Origin of the sequence: Pseudomonas sp. SJZ103 (assembly GCF_007828335.1) — a bacterium.
Classification (GTDB): Bacteria; Pseudomonadota; Gammaproteobacteria; order Pseudomonadales; family Pseudomonadaceae; genus Aquipseudomonas.
In genome coordinates this window covers 303,930-328,257 of the sequence record NZ_VIUN01000005.1, presented here as the reverse complement: position 1 = coordinate 328,257, position 24,328 = coordinate 303,930, and the positions used below count along the sequence as shown (strand labels likewise).

Annotated in this window: 23 protein-coding genes and 1 other RNA gene; 14 read left to right on the top strand and 10 right to left on the bottom strand. The window is 55.1% G+C overall.

Features of this window, described 5'->3' with window-relative positions:
• Nucleotides 1-8: 8 nt before the first annotated feature.
• From dnaJ to grpE, 3 genes are all read right to left on the bottom strand, one after another.
• Nucleotides 9-1,133 (bottom strand): molecular chaperone DnaJ, encoded by a 1,125-nt coding sequence (gene dnaJ / locus FBY10_RS14670; RefSeq protein WP_145336563.1) that lies wholly within the window; start codon nt 1,131-1,133, stop codon nt 9-11.
• A 318-nt stretch (nt 1,134-1,451) separates the two neighbouring features.
• Entirely contained in the window at nt 1,452-3,365 is a 1,914-nt protein-coding gene (dnaK, locus tag FBY10_RS14665; RefSeq protein WP_131699396.1) for a molecular chaperone DnaK, read from the bottom strand.
• A 102-nt stretch (nt 3,366-3,467) separates the two neighbouring features.
• Nucleotides 3,468-4,028 (bottom strand): nucleotide exchange factor GrpE, encoded by a 561-nt coding sequence (gene grpE / locus FBY10_RS14660; protein WP_053137824.1) that lies wholly within the window; start codon nt 4,026-4,028, stop codon nt 3,468-3,470.
• A gap of 254 nt (nt 4,029-4,282) precedes the next feature.
• Here grpE and recN point away from each other — a divergent pair, with 254 nt between their 5' ends.
• A complete protein-coding gene (gene recN, locus FBY10_RS14655; protein ID WP_145336565.1) occupies nt 4,283-5,956 on the top strand; it encodes a DNA repair protein RecN in 1,674 nt (557 codons plus the stop codon).
• A gap of 84 nt (nt 5,957-6,040) precedes the next feature.
• Here the strand turns inward: recN and fur are convergent, their stop codons facing one another.
• Nucleotides 6,041-6,445 carry a ferric iron uptake transcriptional regulator gene (fur, locus tag FBY10_RS14650; protein WP_010562662.1) on the bottom strand — a complete coding sequence of 135 codons (405 nt, stop codon included), beginning with the start codon at nt 6,443-6,445 and terminating at the stop codon, nt 6,041-6,043.
• A 98-nt stretch (nt 6,446-6,543) separates the two neighbouring features.
• Between fur and FBY10_RS14645 the strand changes: the two genes are divergently transcribed.
• Entirely contained in the window at nt 6,544-7,071 is a 528-nt protein-coding gene (locus FBY10_RS14645) for an outer membrane protein assembly factor BamE (protein WP_131699394.1), read from the top strand.
• Nucleotides 7,072-7,138: 67 nt separating this feature from the next.
• Here FBY10_RS14645 and FBY10_RS14640 read toward each other — a convergent pair whose 3' ends face one another.
• Nucleotides 7,139-7,441, bottom strand: coding sequence for an RnfH family protein (locus tag FBY10_RS14640; RefSeq protein WP_145336567.1), 303 nt, complete (start codon nt 7,439-7,441; stop codon nt 7,139-7,141).
• Nucleotides 7,434-7,868, bottom strand: a complete 435-nt coding sequence (locus FBY10_RS14635) for a type II toxin-antitoxin system RatA family toxin (protein WP_005791512.1) — start codon at nt 7,866-7,868, stop codon at nt 7,434-7,436. The genes FBY10_RS14640 and FBY10_RS14635 overlap by 8 nt, the downstream gene beginning before the upstream one ends.
• A gap of 168 nt (nt 7,869-8,036) precedes the next feature.
• Between FBY10_RS14635 and smpB the strand changes: the two genes are divergently transcribed.
• Nucleotides 8,037-8,519 carry an SsrA-binding protein SmpB gene (smpB, locus tag FBY10_RS14630; RefSeq protein WP_003176160.1) on the top strand — a complete coding sequence of 161 codons (483 nt, stop codon included), beginning with the start codon at nt 8,037-8,039 and terminating at the stop codon, nt 8,517-8,519.
• 36 nt (nt 8,520-8,555) lie between these two features.
• Here smpB and FBY10_RS14625 read toward each other — a convergent pair whose 3' ends face one another.
• Nucleotides 8,556-9,323, bottom strand: coding sequence for an FCD domain-containing protein (locus tag FBY10_RS14625; protein ID WP_131699392.1), 768 nt, complete (start codon nt 9,321-9,323; stop codon nt 8,556-8,558).
• A 261-nt stretch (nt 9,324-9,584) separates the two neighbouring features.
• On the opposite strand from FBY10_RS14625, the gene FBY10_RS14620 reads away from it, so the two are divergent.
• From FBY10_RS14620 to FBY10_RS14590, 6 genes are all read left to right on the top strand, one after another.
• On the top strand, nt 9,585-11,279 hold the full coding sequence (locus tag FBY10_RS14620; protein ID WP_145336569.1) for a lactate permease LctP family transporter: 1,695 nt from the start codon (nt 9,585-9,587) through the stop codon (nt 11,277-11,279).
• Between the two features lie 106 nt (nt 11,280-11,385).
• Nucleotides 11,386-14,196, top strand: a complete 2,811-nt coding sequence (locus FBY10_RS14615; RefSeq protein ID WP_145336571.1) for an FAD-binding and (Fe-S)-binding domain-containing protein — start codon at nt 11,386-11,388, stop codon at nt 14,194-14,196.
• 136 nt (nt 14,197-14,332) lie between these two features.
• Complete coding sequence (locus FBY10_RS14610) at nt 14,333-14,611, top strand: hypothetical protein (protein ID WP_131699389.1); 279 nt, start codon at nt 14,333-14,335, stop codon at nt 14,609-14,611.
• A 94-nt stretch (nt 14,612-14,705) separates the two neighbouring features.
• Nucleotides 14,706-15,102: a transfer-messenger RNA gene (gene ssrA / locus FBY10_RS14605) on the top strand.
• Nucleotides 15,103-15,284: 182 nt separating this feature from the next.
• The gene (locus tag FBY10_RS14600) at nt 15,285-16,529 is read left to right on the top strand and encodes an integrase domain-containing protein (protein ID WP_256663462.1); all 1,245 of its coding nucleotides are present in this window, start codon (nt 15,285-15,287) and stop codon (nt 16,527-16,529) included.
• A 347-nt stretch (nt 16,530-16,876) separates the two neighbouring features.
• Nucleotides 16,877-17,596 (top strand): hypothetical protein, encoded by a 720-nt coding sequence (locus FBY10_RS14590; RefSeq protein WP_145336573.1) that lies wholly within the window; start codon nt 16,877-16,879, stop codon nt 17,594-17,596.
• A gap of 81 nt (nt 17,597-17,677) precedes the next feature.
• Here the strand turns inward: FBY10_RS14590 and FBY10_RS14585 are convergent, their stop codons facing one another.
• Nucleotides 17,678-18,694 carry an inovirus-type Gp2 protein gene (locus FBY10_RS14585; protein ID WP_178116751.1) on the bottom strand — a complete coding sequence of 339 codons (1,017 nt, stop codon included), beginning with the start codon at nt 18,692-18,694 and terminating at the stop codon, nt 17,678-17,680.
• A gap of 396 nt (nt 18,695-19,090) precedes the next feature.
• Nucleotides 19,091-19,333, bottom strand: a complete 243-nt coding sequence (locus tag FBY10_RS14580; protein WP_145336577.1) for an AlpA family transcriptional regulator — start codon at nt 19,331-19,333, stop codon at nt 19,091-19,093.
• A 596-nt stretch (nt 19,334-19,929) separates the two neighbouring features.
• Here FBY10_RS14580 and FBY10_RS31780 point away from each other — a divergent pair.
• The 3 genes from FBY10_RS31780 to FBY10_RS14565 all read left to right on the top strand — a co-directional run bounded on the left by FBY10_RS31780 (nt 19,930) and on the right by FBY10_RS14565 (nt 21,760).
• On the top strand, nt 19,930-20,259 hold the full coding sequence (locus tag FBY10_RS31780) for a hypothetical protein (protein ID WP_145336815.1): 330 nt from the start codon (nt 19,930-19,932) through the stop codon (nt 20,257-20,259).
• Nucleotides 20,260-20,352: 93 nt separating this feature from the next.
• A complete protein-coding gene (locus FBY10_RS14570; protein ID WP_145336579.1) occupies nt 20,353-21,321 on the top strand; it encodes a DUF932 domain-containing protein in 969 nt (322 codons plus the stop codon).
• Between the two features lie 250 nt (nt 21,322-21,571).
• Nucleotides 21,572-21,760, top strand: coding sequence for a hypothetical protein (locus FBY10_RS14565; RefSeq protein ID WP_145336581.1), 189 nt, complete (start codon nt 21,572-21,574; stop codon nt 21,758-21,760).
• A gap of 365 nt (nt 21,761-22,125) precedes the next feature.
• On the opposite strand, the gene FBY10_RS14560 is transcribed toward FBY10_RS14565, so the two are convergent.
• Entirely contained in the window at nt 22,126-22,470 is a 345-nt protein-coding gene (locus FBY10_RS14560) for a helix-turn-helix domain-containing protein (protein ID WP_145336583.1), read from the bottom strand.
• Nucleotides 22,471-22,606: 136 nt separating this feature from the next.
• Here FBY10_RS14560 and FBY10_RS14555 point away from each other — a divergent pair, with 136 nt between their 5' ends.
• The gene (locus FBY10_RS14555) at nt 22,607-23,059 is read left to right on the top strand and encodes a hypothetical protein (protein ID WP_178116749.1); all 453 of its coding nucleotides are present in this window, start codon (nt 22,607-22,609) and stop codon (nt 23,057-23,059) included.
• A gap of 33 nt (nt 23,060-23,092) precedes the next feature.
• Nucleotides 23,093-23,470, top strand: a complete 378-nt coding sequence (locus FBY10_RS14550) for a hypothetical protein (protein ID WP_218571039.1) — start codon at nt 23,093-23,095, stop codon at nt 23,468-23,470.
• Nucleotides 23,471-24,328: the final 858 nt, after the last annotated feature.

Sequence of the window (24,328 nt, the reverse complement as noted above, 5' to 3'; positions counted from 1 at the left end):
TCACTTCCTTACAGGTCGCCGAAGAAGCGCTTCACGCCTTCGAAAAAGCCAGTGGTTTTCGGCGAATGCGTGTCATCGCCCTCCAGCGAACTGCGGAATTCCTCAAGCAACTCACGCTGACGGCGACCCAGATTGACTGGAGTCTCCACGGCCACACGACACATCAAGTCGCCAGCACCGCCACCGCGCACCGGAGCTACGCCCTTGCCACGGATACGGAACTGCTTACCGGTCTGCGTACCTTCAGGAATCTTGAGCTTGACCCGACCGTCCAGGGTCGGAATCTCCAATTCGCCACCCAGGGCTGCATCGACAAAACTGATCGGCACTTCACAGAACAGGTGCTTGCCGTCGCGCTGGAAGATCGAGTGTTCGCGCACATTGATCACCACGTAAAGGTCGCCCGTCGGACCACCCTGAGCACCGGCCTCACCCTCCCCCGACAGACGAATACGGTCTCCGGTGTCCACGCCCGCCGGCACCTTCACCGCCAGGGTCTTGTACTCTTCGACGCGGCCTTCGCCGTGGCAAGAGTCGCACGGATCGGAAATGATCTTGCCCTGCCCATGGCAACGCGGGCAGGTCTGCTGCACAGAGAAGAAACCCTGCTGCATACGGACCTGGCCGATACCGCCGCATGTCGGGCAGGTAATCGGCGAGGAACCTTTCTTGGCACCCGAACCATCACACGGCTTACAGTTAACCAGCGTCGGCACGCGAATATTGACGCTGGTGCCGCGTACAGCTTCTTCCAGGTTCAGCTCCAGGGTGTAACGCAAGTCGCTGCCACGCTGGGCACCACCGCGCTGACCACCCCGGCCACCACCAAAGAAGTCACTGAATACATCACCGAAAATATCGGAGAAGTTCTGACCGCCAAAACCGGCACCGCCGCCACCCATGCTAGGGTCGACACCGGCGTGGCCATACTGATCGTAGGCCGCACGCTTGTTGGGATCAGACAGGCATTCGTAGGCCTCATTGGCCTCTTTGAACATGTCCTCGGATTCTTTGCTATCCGGATTACGGTCCGGGTGGTGCTTCATTGCCAGGCGACGGTAAGCCTTTTTCAGATCCGCCTCGCTGGAGCCGCGCTCCACACCCAACACTTCGTAATAGTCACGCTTTGCCATAAGTCTTTGCACTCTTAAGGACGTTCAGCCAGACCCTCCTGAGCCTGGCTAAACTCGTTGAGCCCCAATACAGGCCCGGACCCAACTCACGTCAATTCAACGATCCTGGTCATTACTACTTTTTAGCCAGGGATCCGGCCAAAAACGCGGTATTTATTGCTCGGAAAGCAGGAGCATCCCCGATCACACCGCCAACATCCGAACGCTGTCGCATGCTGTAAAAATTCGCATACCCCAGACACGCCAACGCGGGAGCAAGCTCCCGCGCGGCGACATCCTACCAGTCACCGCTTGATAGCGGTCAACCGGGCGACCAACTTACTTCTTGTCTGTAACTTCTTCGAACTCGGCATCGACAACATCGTCTTTAGCTTCAGGCTCTGCTTTCTGCGCAGCGCCATCGGCAGGCTGAGCCTGTTCGGCATACATTTTCTGAGCCACTGGCGCGGAAACTTTCGACAATTCTTCAACCTTGGCTTCAATATCAGCCTTGTCGTCGCCTTTAACAGCGGCTTCCAGGGCAACCACAGCAGCTTCGATGGCAGCCTTCTCTTCAGCGGTCACTTTCTCGCCAGCATCAGCGATCATTTTGCGCGTCGAGTGAACCAGTGCGTCACCCTGGTTACGGGCACCTGCCAACTCTTCGAACTTCTTGTCAGCTTCAGCATTGGTTTCAGCATCACGGATCATCTGTTGAATTTCTTCATCAGAAAGACCGGAGTTGGCCTTGATGGTGATCTTCTGCTCTTTGCCGGTAGCCTTGTCTTTCGCGCCTACGTGCAGAATGCCGTTGGCGTCGATGTCGAAGGTCACTTCGATTTGTGGCACGCCACGTGGTGCTGGTGGAATCTCAGCCAGGTCGAACTTGCCCAGGGACTTGTTCTGAGCAGCCTGCTTACGCTCACCTTGCAGCACGTGAATGGTCACAGCGCCCTGATTGTCATCAGCAGTCGAGAACACCTGGGATTTCTTGGTAGGAATCGTGGTGTTTTTCTCGATCAGCGCAGTCATCACGCCACCCATGGTTTCGATACCCAGGGTCAGCGGGCTTACGTCCAGCAGCAACACGTCTTTCACGTCACCGGCCAATACCGCGCCCTGGATGGCAGCACCCATGGCAACAGCTTCGTCCGGGTTCACGTCTTTACGTGCTTCTTTGCCGAAGAACTCGGTAACTAACTTCTGAACCAGCGGCATACGGGTCTGACCGCCCACCAGGATCACGTCGTTGATCGCACCAACGTCGATACCGGAGTCTTTCAGCGCAATGCGGCATGGCTCAATAGTGCGTTGAACCAGATCTTCGACCAGCGCTTCCAACTTGGCGCGAGAGATCTTCACGTTCAAGTGCTTAGGACCGGTAGCGTCTGCAGTGATGTACGGCAGGTTAACGTCGGTCGACTGAGCGGAAGACAGCTCGATCTTGGCTTTTTCAGCAGCTTCTTTCAGGCGCTGCATCGCCAGCGGGTCACCCTTGAGGTTCATGCCGCTTTCTTTCTTGAATTCGTCAACGAGGTAGTCGATCAGACGAATGTCAAAGTCCTCGCCACCCAGGAAGGTGTCGCCGTTGGTGGCCAACACTTCGAACTGATGCTCGCCGTCCACTTCGGCGATCTCGATCACGGAAACGTCGAACGTACCGCCACCCAGGTCATAAACGATCACGGTGTGATCGCCTTTAGCCTTGTCCATACCGTAAGCCAGAGCAGCTGCGGTCGGTTCGTTGATGATACGTTTTACGTCCAGGCCCGCGATGCGGCCGGCGTCTTTGGTCGCCTGGCGCTGGCTGTCGTTGAAGTAGGCCGGAACGGTGATCACCGCCTCAGTCACTGTCTCACCCAGGTAATCTTCGGCAGTCTTCTTCATCTTCTTCAAGATTTCAGCCGAGATTTGCGGTGGCGACATTTTCTGGCCATTTACTTCAACCCAGGCGTCACCGTTGTCAGCCTTGGCGATCTTGTAAGGGACCATCTTGATGTCTTTCTGTACGACTTCTTCGTCGAACTTGCGACCGATCAGGCGCTTCACCGCGTACAGGGTGTTATGTGGGTTGGTCACAGCCTGGCGCTTGGCCGACTGACCAACGAGGATTTCACCATCGTTGGCGTAAGCGATGATCGACGGCGTAGTACGCGCGCCCTCGGCGTTTTCGATTACTTTTGCAACGCCGTTTTCCAGCACGGAGACGCAGGAGTTGGTGGTCCCCAGGTCAATACCGATAATTTTGCCCATGATTTACTCTCCCGAAACTTGAATTTGGTTGCCGCAGCAGTGGTGGCTAACTGCGGTAGCACTTAAACGCTTGACTTATAAATGGGGGCCTTGCGGCGGATTTCAAGCCTGCTCATCAATAGAAGGTGCAACGGGTGCAGGAGCCTTGCTCACTACCACCATTGCCGGGCGCAACAGGCGACCGTTGAGCTGATAGCCCTTCTGGAACACTTTCAACACACTGTTGGGTTCGAGGTCGTGGCTTTCTTGCATGGCCATGGCCTGGTGATGCTCAGCGCTGAACGGTTCGCCGCCTTGCGGATCAATGGCTTCGAGCTGATAACGCTTCAGGGTGTCCTGAAACATTTTCAGGGTCAGTTCTATCCCTTCGCGCATCGGGCGGATGTTTTCGTCATCCGGGTTGGACAACTCAAGGCCACGTTCCAAACTGTCAATAATTGGCAGCAGGTCGCCCGCGAACTTTTCCAGCCCGAACTTGTGAGCTTTTTCTACGTCCTGCTCGGCACGGCGGCGGACGTTCTGCAGATCGGCGGCAACACGCAAAGACTGATCCTGCGCAGCGGCCAACTGCTCTTCGAGCACTTGCACACGAGTTGCCAGTTCATCACCGACAGCCGAATTGGCGTCTGGAGTTTGCGTATCCTGCGTCTGTTCGTCAGCCATAGATTTCTCCTTTCAAAATCATGCGCGAACTCAACTCGCGCTTCTGTTCCGGTATATGGGGCCACAATTTCCAGGTTCAAGGGCGCAGGCGCTATCAAAAGTCTTTGGCGTGCCCCAGATCAACTTCGGCCTGATCATTCTCCTTTGCACTAAAAAACCTGAGTAACCGAGCAAATTGAGCTAAGCATCAGGATTGTCAGTCCAGAACAAAACACTGTATAAATAACCAGACCTAAAGCCTGGGAGCGGCCGTCATGCTCGTGCACCTGTCTGTACACAACTACGCCATCGTTGAACATCTGGATCTCGAACTGGATCGCGGGATGAGCGTAATCACAGGCGAAACCGGCGCCGGCAAGTCGATCATGCTCGACGCCCTGGGCCTGACCCTGGGCGACCGTGCCGACAGTGGCGTGGTGCGCCCCGGCGCAGACAAGGCCGACATTCTGGCCACCTTCGACCTCGCAGACATCCCCGAAGCCGAGGCCTGGCTAGCCGAGCGCGACCTTAATAATGACGGCCCGTGCATCCTGCGCCGAGTCATCACCGCCGAAGGGCGCTCACGCGGCTATATCAATGGAACGCCCTGCCCCCTTGGCGACCTGAAAGCCCTGGGTGAGTTGCTGATTGATATCCATAGCCAGCATGAACACCAGTCCCTGCTCAAAACCGACACCCATCGCCGCCTGCTCGACGAATACGCTGGCGCCACTGACCTTGCCCGGCAGGTACAACTGGCTGCCCAGCGCTGGCGCCAGACCCGGCAGGAGCTGGAGCGACTGTCCAATTCCGGCGACGAGCAACGCGCCCGCCACCAATTGCTCAGCTATCAGCTTGAAGAGCTGGAAAGCCTGGGTCTTGGCGAAACCGAGCTGGAACAACTGGAACAGGAACACAAGAACCTCACCAACGCCGAAACCCTACTGGGTATCTGCCGCCAGGTGGTGGAGCAATGCAGCGAGAGCGATTCCGGCAATGTGCTCAATGCGCTCACGGCCAGCCTCAACCGACTATCCAGTGTTAACAGCGCCTCAGGCCCACTGAGTGAAGCCTCCACCCTACTGACCAGTGCGCAAATCCAGGTAGAGGAAGCCGTAGGCGAACTCAATCGCTTTCTTGATCATTTCGACGCCGACCCGGCGCGCCTTCAGGAGATAGAAGAGCGCCTGGACACCATCTATACGCTGGCGCGCAAACATCGAATCCAGCCCACCGAAGTGGCAACCATGCAGCAAAAACTGCTGGATGAAATCGAGACCCTGAACGCAAATGACGAATCCATTGAGCGACTGGGCGAAGAGCTCAGCTCTTTTGCCCGCCACTATCAGGAGAAGGCCCGCGAACTGAGCGATCTGCGCCAACAGTCCGCCACCAGCCTGGCTGGCGCCGTCGAGCAGGAAATTCAGCGCCTGGGCATGCCGGGCGGGCGCTTTAGCATCGAGTTGCGCACCAACGCCAGCAATGAGCTGCAACCCTACGGCCTGGAGCAGGTAGAGCTACTGGTCAGCGCCAACCCTGGGCAACCGCTCAAGGCTCTGGCAAAAGTGGCGTCTGGTGGTGAGCTATCGCGAATCAGCCTGGCGATCCAAGTGATTACCGCGCAAACCTCACGGGTACCGACACTGGTGTTCGATGAAGTAGACGTAGGTATCGGTGGCCCCACTGCGGAAATTGTTGGTCAGTTACTGCGCCGCCTGGGGGATCGCGGCCAGGTGCTGACCGTCACTCACTTGCCACAAGTGGCGGCTCAAGGGCATCAACACTTGTTTGTGCACAAGGTGAGAAACAGCGATGCGACACACACTGCGGTATCCAAACTGAACAAGTCGGAGCGCGTAGAAGAAGTGGCACGGATGCTCGGAGGGATCGACTTGACCAAAGAGTCTTTGGCACACGCGAAGAAAATGGTCGTAGCCGCTAAGGCTTGAGCCGAACTTTTCCCTATTATAGAAAGCACGAAGGCGACCCTAGGGTCGCCTTCGATCGTTTCGCAGAGCAATTCTGCGTCGTTTTTACTTTTTCTTACGGATGTACAACACGAGATTGTGGTCGACCAAATCGAATCCATGCTCCTCAGCAATTTCGTGCTGGAGCTTTTCGATTGCAGGGCTGGTGAACTCGATAACCTCATTGGTATCCAGGTCAACCATGTGATCGTGATGACCACCGTCAGCCAATTCGAACACTGCATGACCGCCGTCGAAATTATGACGAACCACCAGCCCTGCGGCTTCAAACTGGGTCAGTACACGGTAAACCGTGGCCAGGCCGACGTCCTCGTTAGACTCCATCAGCGCCTTGTAAACATCCTCGGCACTCATGTGGCGCTGCTCAGCAGAATCGAGCATTTGTAGAATCTTGACTCGTGGCAGAGTCACTTTAAGACCGGCTTTGCGTAGTTCGCTATTTTCAACCATGGTTAGCTTTCTCGCGGATGCTGCTTCGCAGCTTCTCTTAATACGGGTATGATCGGCGTTTACGTTGTCCCAGCCAAGATAGTGGAAGTCGCCCACCGATGCAAAACACCAAGCTCTTGCTAACCAGTTTCACCCTTGTGGGACTGCTCGCACTCGCCGGTTGTTCATTCCCCGGGGTTTACAAAATCGACATCCAGCAGGGCAATGTCGTCACGCAGGACATGATAGACCAGTTACGCCCGGGAATGACCCGACGGCAAGTACGGTTTATTATGGGCAATCCCCTGCTGACCGACACTTTTCACGCCGATCGCTGGGATTATCTCTATAGCCTGCAACCTGGTGGCGGTGAACGCCAACAGGAGCGCGTCAGCGTCATTTTCAATGGCAATGACCAGCTTGTCAGCCTGTCGGGTGATTTCATGCCAGGCGTAAGCCGCGATCAAGCACTGCTCGGCAACGATAACGGCGCGAATGTGACTGCACCTGTGCAGGAAAGCGAGAAGCCGAAGTCCGAAGTACCAGCCAAGCCAGGCTCCTTGCTCGACAAGATCCAGAAAGACGTCGACGGGGTCGAAACGGTCCCTGTCCCGACGCCCCAGCCTCTGGACACCAGCCCGCAGTAACATTGTGGCGCATATAAAAAGCCCGGCATGCCGGGCTTTTTGTTACCTGTCCTGTCGTTCAGCCAGCTTATGGATTCTGCCGCTTTGCCAACGCCGCCTTGGCCGCACGCAGTCTGCGCACTTCTTTAGGGTCCACAAGCAAGGGCCGATAGATTTCAATGCGATCGCCCGATTGTACGGGACGCACCTCAGCATCCGTGACGACCTTACCGAATACCCCTAAAGGGCAATCAGCCAGATCCAGCTCAGGAAACTGCACAGCCATCCCTGACAACTGCACTGCCGCGCGCAAACTGGTTCCCGAAGCCACCGTCAACGCCAGCAAGACCTGGCGATCCTCGGCGGCATATACCACCTCAATCTCAACCATGCAGCTGCTTGGCTCGCTGGCAGAATGCATCCACCAGGGTATTGGCCGCCTGATTGAACAACGGCCCCAATGTCGCCCGCACAATCGGCCCAGCGTAATCAAACGACAGGTCCAGGCTGATCTTGCACGCCTTGTCGGTAAGCGCCTTGAACACCCACACACCATGCAGCTGGGTAAACGGCCCTTCCTGCAGATTCATCTCAATGGACTTGCCCGGCACCAGTACATTACGCGTAACGAAGTGCTGACTGAGTCCGCCTTTCGCCACCCCGACACTAGCAACCATATGCTCATCACTGCTTTCCAGCACCTCGGCAGTTGAACACCAAGGCAGGAATTCCGGGTAACGCGCCACGTCGTTGACCAGGTCATAGAGCGCCTGCGCCGGATAGGGCAGCAGGGCCGAACGTTGAATATGCGTCGTCATGTGTGCGTGATTTCCACAGCTGAGCGGCAAACATCGCGAAAGAACAGTCGGATCCGCGAAAGAAAAAAACCAAAGAACTGCCCGTATTGTCCGGGATTCGACCAACACGCTCAAGCACGCAGGTTGACCGTAGCCGACACGCTCGCAACTCCCTATAATGCCGCCCCTATGGCTAAACAAAAGAAACACCCCACAGGGACCATCGCGCAAAATAAAAAAGCGCGACACGATTACTTCATCGAACATCGGTTCGAGGCTGGTTTGGTCCTGGCCGGCTGGGAAGTAAAGAGTCTGCGTGCCAGCAAGTTGCAACTGGTCGACAGCTACGTATTGCTCAAGGATGGCGAGGCATGGTTGCTCGGCAGTCATATCACCCCGCTGACAACCGCGAGCACCCACGTGATTGCCGACCCGGTGCGCACGCGCAAACTATTGCTCAATGCCCGCGAACTGGAAAAGCTCGCCGCAGCCGTACAACAGAAAGGCTACGCCTGTATCTGCCTGTCCTGGTATTGGAGCAAGCATCTGGTCAAGTGCGAGATCGCACTGGGCAAGGGCAAGAAGGAATACGATAAGCGTGATACAGAGCGCGAACGCGATTCCAACCGCGAACTGCACCGCGCCGTGCGCAACAAGGGCAAGGAAGAATAATCCTCCTAACGATGTAGCCTCGGGACTTCCCCCCGGCTACATCCCCTTGCGCCGTTCCGCACGCGCCACGCGCTGAACCTCCTGACGCACTTCCTCCAACACTTCCTGCACGTACTCCAGGTGACGTGTCGAGACGTCTCTCGCCTGCTCGGCCCGCCCCTCAATAATCGCCAGGTACAGTTCCCGGTGCTGGCTGATAAGCATGTCACGGGTCTCTGTACGCTGCTGATACATGCCACCAATGTTGGTCACCACGTTACGCTTGAGCAGGTCGAACAAACCGCGAATGGTGTGCAACAACACCGCGTTATGACTGGCCTCCGCAATAGCCAGATGGAACCTCGCATCCGCAGCACCCTCCTCGACTCGGCTCACTTCATCTACGCGGGTATAGCAATCCTGTAGCGCGTCGAATGCAGCGGTCAGCCGCTCACGGTCGACCTCAGTAGCTCGCAATGCTGCGTAATAAGCACAGGACGCTTCAAGGGTCTGACGAAACTCCAGCAGGTCACGCTGGGCCTCGGGATTGTTTTCCAACAGGTGCAACAGCGGATCGCTGAACGTCGAGCCCAGTGATTCGGCAACATAATTACCCCCACCCTGACGGCTCACCAACAAGCCCTTGGCCGCGAGCTTCTGAATCGCCTCCCGCAATGACGGACGCGACACACCAAACTGCTCAGCCAAAGCGCGCTCGGCCGGCAAGCGTTCACCCGACTTCAGCGTGCCCTCAAGGATCATCCCTTCAAGCTGCTCGACAATATCGTCAGACAAACGGCGCTGACGCACCTGATCAAACCCCATAACTCGCTCTCCATCATCCCGACCACTCGCCGGGCCCTCTATTCTGGCCTATCGCCGCCCTTCCAGCACCTATCAGAACCGCTTCGACTCACCCGGCCAGATCACCTCGCCCACCGGCCTACGACCAAAGTTTCGCGAGCGGCAAATTGACACATCTTCAGAAGGCTTTTAACCTAGCCATCAGCGATTGTAAATTGGTATTACCAATTATCCAAATCGACTATGAAGTGCCTGACCAACAACAATTAGGGGCCACCCCATATGCAAACCTGGCAACAGCTCTACAGCCCGCTCGGCAGCCTCGGCCTGTCCGCATTGGCCGCCGTTATTCCGATCGTGTTCTTCTTCCTGGCGCTGGCCGTGTTTCGCCTCAAAGGCCACGTGGCCGGCAGCATCACCCTGGCGTTATCGATACTGGTGGCGATCTTTGCCTTCCAGATGCCAGTGGACATGGCGCTGGCCGCTGCCGGTTACGGTTTTGCCTATGGCCTGTGGCCTATTGCCTGGATCATTGTCGCGGCGGTGTTTCTCTACAAACTCACCGTCAAGAGCGGCCAGTTCGAGATCATCCGCAGCTCTGTCCTGTCGATCACCGATGACCAGCGCCTGCAGGTGCTGTTGATCGGTTTCTGCTTCGGCGCATTCCTGGAAGGTGCCGCCGGTTTCGGCGCGCCCGTGGCAATTACCGCCGCACTACTGGTAGGCCTGGGCTTCAACCCATTGTACGCAGCCGGCCTGTGCCTGATTGCCAATACCGCGCCCGTCGCCTTCGGGGCCCTGGGAATTCCAATCATCGTGGCAGGGCAAGTGACCGGAATCGATGCTTTCAAGATCGGCGCCATGACCGGTCGCCAGCTGCCGCTGCTCTCGCTGTTCGTGCCGTTCTGGCTGGTATTCATGATGGATGGCCTGCGTGGTGTTCGCGAAACCTGGCCGGCGGCGCTGGTCGCGGGCCTGAGCTTTGCCATTACGCAGTACTTCACGTCCAACTTCATCGGCCCGGAACTGCCGGACATCACCTCGGCCCTGGCCAGCCTGATCTCTCTGACGCTGTTCCTGAAAGTCTGGCAACCCAAACGCACCGCGGGCGCGCAGATTGCCGGCGCCACTTCCGACGTAGCGATTACCGCCAGCGCCGGCGGCTTCGGCCTGCCGCGCAGCACCGTCGCCTCACCTTACAGCCTGGGGCAGATTTTCAAGGCCTGGTCACCGTTCCTGATCCTCACCGTACTGGTCACCATCTGGACCCTCAAACCGTTCAAGGCGATGTTCGCCGCAGGCGGCTCGATGTACAGCTGGGTATTCAACTTCGCGATCCCCCACCTGGATCAAATGGTGATCAAGGTTGCACCCATCGTGACCAACCCGACTGCGATTCCGGCGATATTCAAGCTGGACCCGATCTCAGCGACTGGTACCGCGATTTTCTTCTCCGCACTGATCTCGATGCTGGTACTGAAAATCAACGCCAAGATTGGTCTTACCACCTTAAAAGAGACGTTCTACGAGTTGCGTTGGCCGATCCTGTCTATCGGCATGGTGCTGGCATTCGCCTTTGTCACCAATTACTCCGGCATGTCTTCGACCATGGCGCTGGTATTGGCCGGCACCGGCGCAGCCTTCCCATTCTTCTCGCCTTTCCTCGGCTGGCTGGGGGTTTTCCTGACAGGCTCCGACACATCCTCCAACGCCCTGTTCAGCTCGTTGCAAGCCACCACAGCGCACCAGATCGGCGTCAACGACACGCTTCTGGTCGCTGCAAACACCAGCGGTGGCGTGACCGGCAAAATGATCTCGCCGCAATCGATCGCCGTGGCCTGCGCCGCTACCGGACTGGTGGGCAAAGAATCCGACCTGTTCCGCTTCACCCTCAAGCACAGCCTGTTCTTCGCCACGATAGTCGGGCTGATCACCCTGGCCCAGGCCTACTGGTTTACCGGCATGCTGGTGCACTAAAGCCGTAGCAATAGGGTCATAACCGACGCCGGGTTGTAACCTCGGCGTCGGCTTTGCGCAATCGTGTCAATACGGCGCCCAGGGGGGTGCTGATCCTGGAGGACCAATGAGTCTGCCTGCCGCTTTCCTTGCTGACGTCGCACAGTTGATCCCAAAAGATCGGCGTTTCGACGATCCACTGTCCACCCTCGCATTCGGCACCGATGCCAGCTTTTACCGACTGGTTCCACAGCTGGTGATCCGCGTGGAGTCAGAAGACGAAGTGGTGGCGCTGCTGAAAACGGCCCAACGCGATCGCGTGCCGGTGACCTTCCGCGCGGCCGGCACCAGCCTGTCCGGGCAAGCGATAAGCGACTCAGTGCTGATCGTGCTGGGGGACAATTGGAACGGCCGCGAGATTCGCGGGCAAGGCACTCAGATCCGCCTGCAACCCGGCGTAATCGGCGCACAGGCTAACGCCTGGCTGGCGCCATTCGGGCGCAAGATCGGCCCAGACCCGGCGTCGATCAACGCCTGCAAAATTGGCGGTATCGTCGCCAACAACGCCAGCGGAATGTGTTGCGGTACCGCACAGAACACCTACCACACCCTGGCCGGGATTCGTCTGGTCCTGGCCGATGGCAGTCGCCTCGATACAGAAGACGCGACCGGCGTTACGGCGTTTCGTGAACAGCACGGCGCACTGCTTGAGCGCCTGGCGACACTGGGTCGTGAGACGCGGGCAAACGCCGAATTGGCAGCAAAAATACGCCACAAATATCGTCTGAAAAATACCACCGGACTGTCACTCAACGCCTTGGTGGATTTTGATGATCCGCTGGATATCCTCAGCCATCTATTGGTGGGCTCCGAGGGTACCCTCGGGTTTATCAGCGCAGTCACCTACGACACCGTGATCGACCACCCAAACAAGGCGTCGGCGCTGATTGTGTTTCCGGATGTGGAGACCTGCTGCAACGCAGTCACCGCACTGAAAACCCAACCGGTGTCGGCCGTAGAGCTGCTGGACCGACGCAGCATGCGCTCGGTGCAGGACAAACCGGGCATGCCCGCATTCGTACAGCACTTATCAGAAAATGCCTGCGCCCTGCTGATTGAATCCCGCGCCGCATCTTCGTCATTGCTGCATGAACAATTGGCGCTGATCATGGCGTCGCTGACCGGTTTCCCGGTGGAGAAACAGGTCGACTTCACCGAAGACCCGGTGGAAAACGCGCGCCTGTGGGCAATCCGCAAGGACACCTTCCCCGCCGTTGGTGCTGTACGCAAAACCGGCACCACGGTGATCATCGAAGACGTCACCTTCCCGGTCGAGCAACTGGCCATTGGCGTGAACCGCTTGATCGAACTGTTCGACAAACATCACTACGACGAAGCCATCCTTTTCGGACATGCCCTGGAAGGTAATCTGCACTTTGTGTTCACCCAAGGCTTCAACAGCGCGGAAGAAGTCACACGCTATCAAGCGTTCATGGATGACGTCGCGCAATTGGTGGCCGTGGAGTTCGGCGGCTCGCTGAAGGCCGAGCACGGCACCGGCCGCAATATGGCACCCTTCGTCGAGCTGGAATGGGGCAGCGACGCCTATCAACTGATGTGGCAACTCAAACGCCTGCTCGATCCCAACGGCATTCTCAACCCGGACGTGGTGCTCAGCGAAGACCCGCAGATTCACCTCAAGCACCTCAAGCCGCTGCCTGCAGCCGACGAGCTTGTGGATAAGTGCATTGAGTGCGGCTTCTGTGAACCGGTATGCCCATCGAAAGGCCTGACGTTGAGCCCTCGCCAGCGCATCGTAATCTGGCGAGATATACAGGCGAAAAAACGCGCCGGCGTCGACACCTCCGAATTGGAAGCGGCCTACCACTACCAGGGCATCGACACGTGTGCCGCTACCGGCCTATGCGCCCAGCGCTGCCCAGTAGGAATCAATACCGGCGACTTGGTGAAAAAACTGCGAAGCCGTGACGCCGACCGTACGAAAACCGCCGAATGGCTAGCCACCCATTTCGCCACGGCACTGCAAGGTGCGCGCTTTACCCTGCATGTAGCCAATGGCGCACGCATGCTGCTGGGGGCACCTCGCCTGGCGAAGCTGTCGGCCACCGTGACCAAGCTCTCCAAGGGGCAGATCCCGCAGTGGAGCAACGCCATGCCACAACCGGAAAAAGCCATTCGCTTCAGCCCGGCAGTGACGGATGAGCGGCCACGGGTGGTCTACCTGGCGGCCTGCGTCTCACGCGCCATGGGCCCGGCGGCCGGTGATAAAGAGCAGATGTCGCTGTACGAAAAAACCCAGACACTGCTGGAAAAAGCCGGTTACCAGGTCGTGTTTCCCGACAATCAGGACAACCTGTGCTGCGGCCAGCCTTTCGCTTCCAAAGGCTACGCCGAACAGGCAGAACACAAACGCCAGGAACTGATCGGTGCCCTGCTCCATGCCAGCCGCGGCGGCCTGGACCCGATCTATTGCGACACCAGCCCCTGCACCCTGCGCCTGGTGCAAGACCTTGGCGAAACGCGCCTGGACCTCTACGACCCAGTACGTTTCATCCGCACGCACCTGATGGACCGTCTCGATTTCACACCGCAAGAAGCGCCGGTCGCCGTACACGTCACCTGCAGCACCCAACACCTGGGAGAAAGCCAGGCCCTGATCGACCTGGCCCGCCGCTGTGCCAAAACCGTGGTGATCCCGGAAGGCATTCACTGCTGCGGATTTGCCGGCGACAAAGGTTTCACCACGCCGGAACTCAACGCCCACTCGCTGCGCTCCCTCAAGGATGCGGTGCAATATTGCAGCGAGGGCATCTCCACCAGCCGCACCTGCGAGATCGGCCTAAGCCAGCATGGCGGCATCGATTATCACGGATTGGTGTACCTCGTGGATCGCGTGACCCAAGCCCGCGCCCATTAACCCCGCAAAAAAACAGAACCCCTGCGCGCTGGCGTAGTCATCTGCATAGGCCTCGACGAACGAGGCCCATCAGTGATGTCGCTGGCAGCCCTTGAACGCCAGCAGCGTCGAGCCCTTTTGCGCAAGGAGATACCCTATGAAGCGTTCCGCTCTTGCTGGCTTGTTCATTACCGCTGCGATGCTGGCCTCCCCTGTTTTCGCAGCGGGCGAGCCCGATCTGTGCAAGATCAACCTGGACAAAATCAACAACGGTAAAGCGCTGCTCGCCACCGACACCAGTGGCAAAAGCGGTGAAATAGACACAGCCGTCTCCCAGGCCAAGGCCGCCCACGCCGCCGGTGACGACAAGAAGTGCATCGAGATCACCTCAAAGGCCTTGCAAGACCTGCAGAACATCGACAAAGGCAGCCAATAAACGATAGGGCCAACCTTCGGGTTGGCCTTCCGTGACCGTTTGGCGTACACTGCACAGGCTTGTCACTCACTATGAAACAACGAGTTACAAGCACGGGGCCGTTTAGGATTCGACGCCGGTCGCGAAACTTTAGGTGCATGCCGAGTTGGTAACAGAACTCGTAAATCCACTGTTGCAACTACTTATAGTTGCCAATGACGAAAACTACGGCCAGGAATTCGCTATCGCTGCGTAAGCAGCCTTAGACCTGAGCTTCTGGTACCTTCGGGTCCAGCAATCACCAGGGGATGTCTGTAAACCCAAAGTGATTGTCATATAGAACAGAATCGCCGTGCAGTACGTTGTGGACGAAGCGGCTAAAACTTACACAACTCGCCCAAAGCACCCTGCCCTTCGGGTCGCTGAGGGTTAACTTAATAGAAACGGCTACGCATGTAGTACCGACAGCGGAGTACTGGCGGACGGGGGTTCAAATCCCCCCGGCTCCACCACTTCATCATCTAAAGACGTCCACGGACGTCTTTTTTTGTGCCTGAAATCCAGCAAACACGGGGGTTTCAGGTCCAACGGAGTCCGATGGTATCTGAGCACATCCTACAATTCGTGTATTCCACGTGGTATTCCAAGCCCACGACTGCTATTTTTTGGAATACACGCAGTATCGGAGATTCTCATGGGTGCCCAAGCCACTCGGCTTTCAGACGTCAAAGTCAAAGCAGCAAAACCAAAGGAAAAAGACTACATCCTCACTGATGGCGATGGCCTCCAGATGAGAGTGAGGGCTAATGGCTCAAAGCTCTGGAATTTTAACTACATTCACCCAATCACCAAAAAGCGGATCAATATGGGCCTTGGTACGTTTCCGGAGGTAAGTTTGGCTCAAGCCAGGAAACGGACCGTAGAGGCCAGGGAGCTGGTGGCGCAAGGGCTTGATCCGAAAGCGAAGCGTGACGAGGATCGGCAAACGTTAAGAGCGACTACGGAACATACCTTTAAAAACGTAGCCACCGCTTGGTTCGAGCTCAAGAAAGACTCGGTTACTACTGCTTATGCTGAAGATATCTGGCGCTCTCTCACGCTGCACGTTTTTCCTGACTTGGCCGCTACCCCAATCTCTGCGATCACTGCTCCGGCGGTTATCAAATTGCTCAGGCCGCTTGAGACCAAAGGCAGTCTTGAGACCGTGAAGCGACTGAGCCAGCGTCTCAACGAGATCATGACTTATGGCGTGAACTCCGGCTTGATTCACTCGAATCCACTGAGCGGAATACGCTCTGTCTTCAAAAAACCCAAGAAGACGAACATGGCAGCACTTGCGCCAGACGAACTCAATGAACTAATGGTGACGGTGGCCAACGCCAGTATCAAAAGGACCACACGCTGCTTGATTGAGTGGCAACTTCACACCATGACTCGCCCTGCAGAAGCAGCCACCGCACGATGGGCAGATATCGACATCAGCAAAAAAATCTGGACGATACCGCCTGAGCGGATGAAAAAACGCCGGACCCACATCATTCCACTCACGGAACAAGCTTTGGAACTCTTGGAAGCTATAAAGCCCCTTAGCGGGCACCGCGAGTATGTCTTCCCGGCGGATCGCAATCCCCGTACTCATTGCAACAGCCAAACGGCCAATATGGCTCTGAAACGCATGGGTTTCGAAGGCCGTTTGGTTAGCCATGGCATGCGCTCAATGGCCAGTACCATCCTCAACGAACACGGCTGGGATCCTGAACTAATCGAGGTTGCCCTAGCTCACGTGGACAAGGACGAGGTGCGCAGCGCTTATAATCGGGCAGATTACATAGAGCGCCGAAGGCCAATGATGAAATGGTGGAGCGAGCATATCCAAGAAGCGGCCACCGGGAACCTTTCTATGTCCGCGATCAATGACCGTCGGGGTGTAGCCCGCTAACGCGATACGCACAATTTTGCATGACATGACTCACGTGCACCGGTCTTCCTCTCAAGACTGGGCCGGGGAATGTACCCATTACTCACGCGGGGTATGTGAGATGACACTAGCGAATGATGAGCGTGACCCGACCGAAGGGGCCTATCCTCGCTCAGACTTTCTCGAAAAGCGGCGTGCCTTGATGAACGAACGGAGCGAATTTATAAACACTGCCATAAAATCCTCCAAACTCTGAACTTGAATCACCACCCCACTCTCAGCTCGCAAAGGTAGCATGTTGTTCTCCATCACAACCCAAACTAACGATTCGCGATACCGTATTAACGACCAACACAGAGGAGTGCACAATGATTAAAAAAACTCAGCCACTATTTCCACCGCAAGAAGTAACAGCAAACATAAATGAAAGCATAGGCAACACTACAATTGGTGAAGCCATAGCTAGAAACCACAACCTCCTTTGGCATCACTTTTTCGACTCGCTACTTAGTCTCGATGACTATACGCAATTGCTGGACAGCATCCGCGCAGTCACAGGCAATCCAGCACTACAAGCCGAACTAGAAACTCGCTGGGAAAACGAAGACATACAACAGGATGAAGCAATCATCACACTTCTACATCACGTGAGATATGCCTGCCTGTACCTTGAACTGGGGAGCGACGCTGAGGCACAAAAAAACCGTGACCGGGCATGGGCTTTTACCAATTATGCAAGTGTGATGATTGGTGAAATCATAGAAAAATCTGCAACCATCCTCAATGCGAGAGATGCTGAAAGCCGTGCCAAGCAAAACAGTAAAAATGCTCAAGGACGAAACAATTCCATCTTACCAGTCAAAGAAGAAGCTGCAAGACTGCTACATGAACTCAAACCAAAAACAGGCTGGCCATATAAAACAACGGCCATCACCAAACTTACAAAACCCTTAAGTGCCTTTATTGAAAAAAACAACACTCCTACTCTACAGATTTCAAACATTGAAAACTGGCTTACTGAATGGCTGCGTGAAGACGAACACGTTAATCGAGCTTGGGAAAATAGTAAGCGTGTTAAAATACGATGAACTTCAGACTTTACACTATTGAATTTTCGTCATCGACTATTTGGCTCTAAGCGCCTCTAAGGGCTTGGCGCTGTGATGCCCCTAGGCCATGCTCTCCTTTGGCGGCGAAATAGCCCTTGGCCTACCGCGTGAGCCTTTGGGGTTAGGCCGTTCCATTTTCCCCATGCTGCGCCCAACCGTTTGAAGTTTCATGTAGAGATCAATCTTGGTCAGGTAGAGCACTGCCTTGCCTAATGAATCCCGCATCGGATTATTTGAGTGATCTACCATACCGATCCCACAGCTCTTGTAGCGCGATTTGTCCGCGTTACAGTTGTAATACAAACCTCGCCCTTTCGTGATCGTAGTCTTCCAGTATTCGCCGATCAGCTTAGCTAACGTTCCATCCTCCCGAACCTTGGAGCCATCAAAGAAAAACATCATGTGATAATGAAATCCTTTGTCCGACCCATGCTCCAGCTTCCAAATGTAGCCCACCATATCGCCAAACAGCTTGTTCGATCTAGTGTTCTGGAACAGGTGCTCTCGATCTTTCTTAACCTCAGCCTGTGTCGTCTTGGAAAACTCTTTGCGGTAGCCTAGGTCAACCCTCAGCACCAATAATCTGGAATAGCGCTCAAACAATGTATCTACGTATTCCGTCAGTTCCTTGTAATTTTTATTGCTTGAACGCTGATAACTATTGAGCTTGGATTGGAACTGCTTACACTTCGCCTCTTGGCGAATTTTATCGACACAACCGTTAAACAGTTCCAAAAGCAACTTCGCATCCCCACTCAGCACCGCTCGCATTTGCGATAGATACGTGTATTGCAAGCCTGCGTCTGCGATATGCCTAACGATCAAGTCAATATATGGCTCAAACCTATACAACTCACCGAATCGCTTATCACTGAGCACATGCATCCTTACCAGCTTTCGCAGAATTTTACCCGGGCCATTAAACTTCAGAGCACTGCTACCATTCGCGTCGACATACAACTCAAATGCGTCTCCCTCCGACTTGATTAGCTGCTGAGTCCAAAACGATGCTCGCTTCAGCTCACAGACCACTTCCATCTCTAAATCGCCCTGTACATCACCGTTTTCTAGCGGCATACGACATGTACTCATGAGCGCATTAGAGCGCTCATGATCAGATACGCTTACATAGCCCTTCATACAATAAAGCACTCAATAGTTTATGCTGCTCACTGATTGACTTGCCTTTAATCAAGTCAATCCATTATTGACCTTCTCTTCGACACACCTCACTACCAGACGGATAAGAACAAGTGACATTATTTAGCGCTATGCCAACAACTCTTAATACCCATTACCAATAACATATAAACCAGAAAAATTAGAGCAAGCCGACCCCAATCAAAGTACTACAGGCAGCGCACTTCGCAATAGAAATATGAGTCAAACGGTTATACGGAGTTAGTGTTCGGTTTCAGCACAAAACAACCAGGTCTTTTCAACCCCTTCACTGATGGGGATCTAGCTCAATAATCAGCGCACCTCCTTGGCAGACATGCGCTGCTCAATCCAGGTCGTGATTTCGGAGTCAATCCAGCCTATGGCTGCTGCCCCCAGCTTGATGGGTTTTGGAAACGTAGCGTCGTACCTCGGCGACTGGGAATCCATGCGGTCATAGATCGTCGACCGTCCGAGCCCAATACGCTCCGTCAGTTGCTTAAGACGTAAAATTCTCGGGTAGAGAACAGGTTGTGTATTTGTCACTTGCCTTCTCATTATTTGCTTGGGAGTGATCGAACTTTAAGTTTCTCTTCCTCCAATAAAAAGACCGCCAGCGACAAGTATTTTTTTCCTGAGGTTCGAGAAGGCGGTCTGACTCAAGCTGAACGAGTGCTGCTGCCATCAGCAGTCATATGCTTTTGTGCCACCTTTCGGCAGCAACACATCGACATTGCCGTCCGCTTCTCGGCTGCGAAATGCCGTGGGCTCACTAGCTTCGGCGGGAACGCCCAGCGGCCAGTACTCGACCAAGCTCAAGAACCCGCAGCTTTTGGAGGGTCGACACTGATCCAGCAGGAGTAGGATTTAATGGCGGCTCGTTGCGCATGTCATAAGGTATTCAAGTAGTTTTCCTCCAGCGAAGCGATCCGGGTCAAACAGCTCCTCAAGGGGCAGCAATGACACGAAAAGAACCAACTCTGTACAACAGGAACTAACTCTGCACTCTATAGGAACTAACTCCGTACAGCTTTGGCTGGCGAACGCCGGCTGTTAGTGGTGCCACAATGTACTTCCCTGGCTCTTGGCACCACATTGAAAGGAGTTTCACACCTATATCACAACACTGAACATCCACCATGGAACCCAATCCAATGTCATGTCAGTGCCCTTGCTGTAACTCCAAAAAAATCGCTGCCCTCAGAACAGCCATGACGATCGGTGCCACTGTTGGTGCCGTCGGCGGCGCTGCACGAGGAGCGAGTAACGCACTCGCCGGCAGCAAACTAGGCGCAACTTTCGGCGCCCTGGCCGTCCCGCTTGGCATCACCATCGGCACAGTGTCTGGCGCCATCCTCGGTGGACTGGCCGGCGGTGTAGGTGGCTGCGCTATTGGCGCCCAGCTTGGCGAAAAACTGGATCGCCATGTACTGGCAAACAACCTCTGCCTGCTCTGCGGACATCGCTTCAACCTACCTACTTAATCAACACCACCGCCCCTCTCCCCACATCAATCCCGGCTTGTGCTGCGCACTGCGCAGCGTTTATGCCGATCTGTACCCAAAGGAATCTTTCCCATGGCTCATCTCATTGAACAAATGGCTTATGTTGGCGCTACCCCTTGGCACGGCTTGGGCAACCGCCTCACCGAAAAACAACCATTGGAAGTCTGGCAACGAGAAGCGGGCATGAACTGGCAGATTCAGGACAGCCCCGTTCATTTCAAGGCCGAGGCCGCCGGGCACTTGGGCAGCATTCACACATTCCCGGAACAAAAGGTGCTATATCGCTCCGATACCAAAGCACCGCTGTCGGTGGTTTCACATCGCTACCAGGTCGTACAGCCTCGTGAGGTTCTGGAATTCTACCGAGACCTGACGGAGTTCTCCGGATACGAGCTGGAAACCGCTGGCGTGCTTAAAGGCGGTCGCAAGTTCTGGGCACTCGCCAAAACAGGCCAGACAACGGCTTTGAAGGGCAATGATCAGGTCGACGGCTATCTGCTGTTGGCGACATCCTGCGACGGCACACTGGCGAGCACTGCCACCCCAACCACTGTGCGCGTGGTGTGCAACAACACCTTGAGCATTTCCCTCAACGGCGCCACCCACGCAATCAAGGTGCCCCACAGCACACGCTTTGATCCACGAATTGTCAAAAAACAACTAGGTATTGCCGTCTCGCAATGGGACGAGTTCATGTATCGGATGCGTACCCTAGCCGAACGTAAAGTTCAGACCAAAGAAGCCCTTAGTTTTTTTATGGATGTGCTGTGTGACACCAGCGCACATGCCCCCATCCCAGAAGTACTGCCCAACAAGCGAGCAATGGAGAAGGTGCAAAGCTTGTATGAAGGAAAAGGTAGAGGCGCTGATCTGCTGTCCGCGCGCGGTACCGCCTGGGGTCTGCTTAACGCGGTAACGGAGTACGTGGATCACGAACGACGAGCCCGAAGCTCGGAGTACCGAATCGATTCCGCCTGGTTTGGTCAAGGTGCGGCGATCAAACAGAAAGCACTGAATGCTGCACTGCAACTCGTGGCATGAGCCTTGGCTCATACAACGGCACAAGCTCAATGCAAGCGACATCGCTCAAGACCCGGAACCCAGCTAGTCCAATCACAACCTGACATGGGAAAGACGCTCGCAGCCTGGTAGGCACCTGGACTCTGGACCATGTTGTTATCGGTGCAGAAGTCCACGTGTCACTCGCCGAACCCCGCTTTTCTAGACGCCACCCAATAAACATACCCCCCCGTGACTCCCACTTACAGGTCCCAAGACAGGAAATACGTCTATGACAGTACTTCGATTTTTCCTCACGTTGTTCATGTTCATTTCCCTGCTTGCCGGTAGCAGCATCGTGGTAACGACCATTTGCCTGATGTTGCGCTTCCCACCCCTACTGTTTGCCGTCGTGCTGGGCTGTGTTCTGTTGGTCATCATTCTAAGAAAACTTCGCGCGCATTACCGCACGGCGGTTTGATACCCATAACGACATGCTCAGCACTGCATTCACTATTCAGATAGAGGCCTCGTATGAACCCACACTGCTTGATTTGTGAGTCTTCAGCTGTCCTTAGCCAAGACAGCGCAAAGGCGATCGTTCAGTTCATTACTGTGCTAAATAGCCTCGCTCGCGAATGGCAAACAACCCCTCCCACCAAGAGCATGCACACATTGGAGCCTATAGCGTGGTTTCTGCAGAACATGACGGCGGCAGTGGCCAGCGCCACCTCAGCGTTTAGCGCCAGTGACAGGTTTATTCAGGACATGCACAAATATCAATTCGGCTCGTTTACCTATTTGTGCTTACGCTGCGGCGCCCGCTTTGACTCCGTCGAACCATGATCACGTTTTAAGTCGGTTGACTAAACGCTCCACCAATTCGACCACCAACTGTCTATCGGACTGATCCAAGGACGCCAATAAATGGCTGATCCGACTGGCCTGGTCATCTACGAGTGGACTCACCTCACTCAGCAGCTCAGCCGCCTCACAGCCAAAGATGTCGGCGAACTCCAAAAGCCGAGTGATATTTGGCATCACGATCCCTCGCTCAATGCGAGAAACCGCCTCGTTCCCCACCCCCAAGTGTTCTGCAACCGCCTCCTGGGTTAGCCCGCTACGCACCCGCTGTTTAGATATGGCGCGCCCTACTGTGCCCGCCAATTGCTTCTGATCAATTTCAGCCATTTTGCTCTCCCATCTCAACCTAGATGGTTGGGGATCACCTCATTGACATGAAGAACATAAAAGGTTGAAAATCACCCTTAAAGGTTGTAATTCATCCTAAAACTACACATCAGCCTCCTCGATAAGGAACATCCCCATGAATACTAAAACCCTATTAATGATGGCGCTTAGCTGCCTGGCTGCAAATACCGCCTCTGCCGGAACCAATACCTGGACCACGGGCTGGGCGATGGGCACCACCGAATATGCCGTCGACGACGGTAACGGCAACGAATTAGTGATTGCATGCCCCAGTGATGACGACCGCTATGTCTCAGCCAGCGCCACCGTAAATGGCCGGGGGTATAGCTCAGAAGACGGACGAGGTTTTGACCTCATCGTGGATGGAAAAACCTTCCATAACCCGTTTTACACAGACTGTCGTGCCTGCAGCAGCATCTTCACTCATGAGTTCTGGGGGGCCTTGCGCAACGCCAATCGGTTGCAGTTCAGCGCTCAAGGCAAAGTCTTCAACCTACCCACTGAGAACCTTAAGGCGGTATTGCCAGCTCTGAACGACGAAAACAGCAGTTGCTTGGCTGCCTGGTAACTGATCTGCCAATCATCACAAAAGGAGAATCACGTGTCTCAACAAGGCGAAAACCCACAGAGCGGCGTCAACGAAGAAGACCGTAGTACAAGCAGCATCAGCCCAGCCATGATTGGCTGGGGTGTGGCAGCGGCGGTGTTGGCAATAGTGAGTGTGACCTTCAATACCTCGTCCATGGTATTGAGCGCAGGCTGGTTTGCTAAACGCGTGGCCGTTCTGGTCGGCGCGATTTTGGGCTGGTTGGGTGCCATGGCCGGTGATGCGATCCGTAAATTCGCTCATCCAGATGCAGTCTTCACCAACGGTGGCATCCTGAGCCTAATTTGGATCAAGGTGTTTTGGGCGGTTGGTCCGCAAATACTTGGCTTATGTGTGGGCGTATTCTTCGGCTGCGCCATGGTGCTGCGCTGATGCATGGAGTCAGCCTGCACTCAAGATGCAGCACAATCGCCGCACTTTTGCTACTGGTCGGTTGCTCCGATGAAAATTCGCACGCCAGAGGGGAATTCCTTTCTGGGTGCGTACAAAGCGGGGCGCCTAGAGCTATTTGCCAGTGTACGTTTCAGAAACTGGAGGCGAAATACTCTCCAGCGCAGCTTCGCTTGAGTAGTCATCCTGACAAGCTACTCCAGGACGTAATGATTGCAGCACGCACCTGCCAGAAAGAGTGAACGTCAAATCTCACCATCAGAGCCCCGAACGGATAGCCAACAAATGAGCCTGAAGGACCGGCCTCAAAAACTGGTCGTTTCTTCAGGCTTTATTTTGAATTATGCCGATTAGTTAATCACCTCGGACTCTCTAGACATAAAAAACTCCGCTGAATTAATGCGGTATTGCACTCAGTGTTTGTGCCCAAACTGAATAAAGTTGACTGTTTGCAAATTTTTTTGTCAAACATAAGAGAGGCTAGGCTGTACCTCGATTCTGACAGATCCGGAACTTACCCTACCTAGGAGTAGTGTCGTGGCTTGTAAGAGCGTGCTAGACACCTTTGCCAACGGGCACCTGCGTCCCTTGTTTGTCGGCAAGGCTTTGATAGAGGATAATCCACATAGACCTAGGTCCAATCTGCTGAGGAGAGACATATGAGTGTGGAGACAGCTAAACAGAAGGTCTGCAATGACTGTGGCGGATCAGGATCAATAGAATGCGATGGTGACCATGATTGTGTTGCCCACTGTGACAAAGGAAGCATTTTCGACGCACAAGACGACAGATGGCGTGAGTGCGGACAGTGCGATGGACCTGGCTCTCTCCCGTGCAGCA

Bases quoted from the DNA above. Each gene is read 5' to 3' on its own strand.
- grpE (WP_053137824.1), bottom strand. From the start codon at position 4,028: ATGGCTGACGAACAGACGCAGGATACGCAAACTCCAGACGCCAATTCG.
- FBY10_RS14645 (WP_131699394.1), top strand. From the start codon at position 6,544: ATGCAAAACACCAAGCTCTTGCTAACCAGTTTCACCCTTGTGGGACTG.
- FBY10_RS14610 (WP_131699389.1), top strand. From the start codon at position 14,333: ATGAAGCGTTCCGCTCTTGCTGGCTTGTTCATTACCGCTGCGATGCTG.
- FBY10_RS14560 (WP_145336583.1), bottom strand. From the start codon at position 22,470: ATGGCTGAAATTGATCAGAAGCAATTGGCGGGCACAGTAGGGCGCGCC.
- FBY10_RS31780 (WP_145336815.1), top strand. From the start codon at position 19,930: ATGTCATGTCAGTGCCCTTGCTGTAACTCCAAAAAAATCGCTGCCCTC.
- recN (WP_145336565.1), top strand. From the start codon at position 4,283: ATGCTCGTGCACCTGTCTGTACACAACTACGCCATCGTTGAACATCTG.
- FBY10_RS14600 (WP_256663462.1), top strand. From the start codon at position 15,285: ATGGGTGCCCAAGCCACTCGGCTTTCAGACGTCAAAGTCAAAGCAGCA.
- FBY10_RS14565 (WP_145336581.1), top strand. From the start codon at position 21,572: ATGACAGTACTTCGATTTTTCCTCACGTTGTTCATGTTCATTTCCCTG.
- FBY10_RS14640 (WP_145336567.1), bottom strand. From the start codon at position 7,441: ATGGTTGAGATTGAGGTGGTATATGCCGCCGAGGATCGCCAGGTCTTG.
- fur (WP_010562662.1), bottom strand. From the start codon at position 6,445: ATGGTTGAAAATAGCGAACTACGCAAAGCCGGTCTTAAAGTGACTCTG.
- FBY10_RS14585 (WP_178116751.1), bottom strand. From the start codon at position 18,694: ATGCCGCTAGAAAACGGTGATGTACAGGGCGATTTAGAGATGGAAGTG.
- smpB (WP_003176160.1), top strand. From the start codon at position 8,037: ATGGCTAAACAAAAGAAACACCCCACAGGGACCATCGCGCAAAATAAA.
- FBY10_RS14580 (WP_145336577.1), bottom strand. From the start codon at position 19,333: ATGAGAAGGCAAGTGACAAATACACAACCTGTTCTCTACCCGAGAATT.
- FBY10_RS14620 (WP_145336569.1), top strand. From the start codon at position 9,585: ATGCAAACCTGGCAACAGCTCTACAGCCCGCTCGGCAGCCTCGGCCTG.
- FBY10_RS14570 (WP_145336579.1), top strand. From the start codon at position 20,353: ATGGCTCATCTCATTGAACAAATGGCTTATGTTGGCGCTACCCCTTGG.
- FBY10_RS14590 (WP_145336573.1), top strand. From the start codon at position 16,877: ATGATTAAAAAAACTCAGCCACTATTTCCACCGCAAGAAGTAACAGCA.
- FBY10_RS14615 (WP_145336571.1), top strand. From the start codon at position 11,386: ATGAGTCTGCCTGCCGCTTTCCTTGCTGACGTCGCACAGTTGATCCCA.
- FBY10_RS14555 (WP_178116749.1), top strand. From the start codon at position 22,607: ATGAATACTAAAACCCTATTAATGATGGCGCTTAGCTGCCTGGCTGCA.
- FBY10_RS14635 (WP_005791512.1), bottom strand. From the start codon at position 7,868: ATGACGACGCATATTCAACGTTCGGCCCTGCTGCCCTATCCGGCGCAG.
- dnaK (WP_131699396.1), bottom strand. From the start codon at position 3,365: ATGGGCAAAATTATCGGTATTGACCTGGGGACCACCAACTCCTGCGTC.
- dnaJ (WP_145336563.1), bottom strand. From the start codon at position 1,133: ATGGCAAAGCGTGACTATTACGAAGTGTTGGGTGTGGAGCGCGGCTCC.
- FBY10_RS14625 (WP_131699392.1), bottom strand. From the start codon at position 9,323: ATGGGGTTTGATCAGGTGCGTCAGCGCCGTTTGTCTGACGATATTGTC.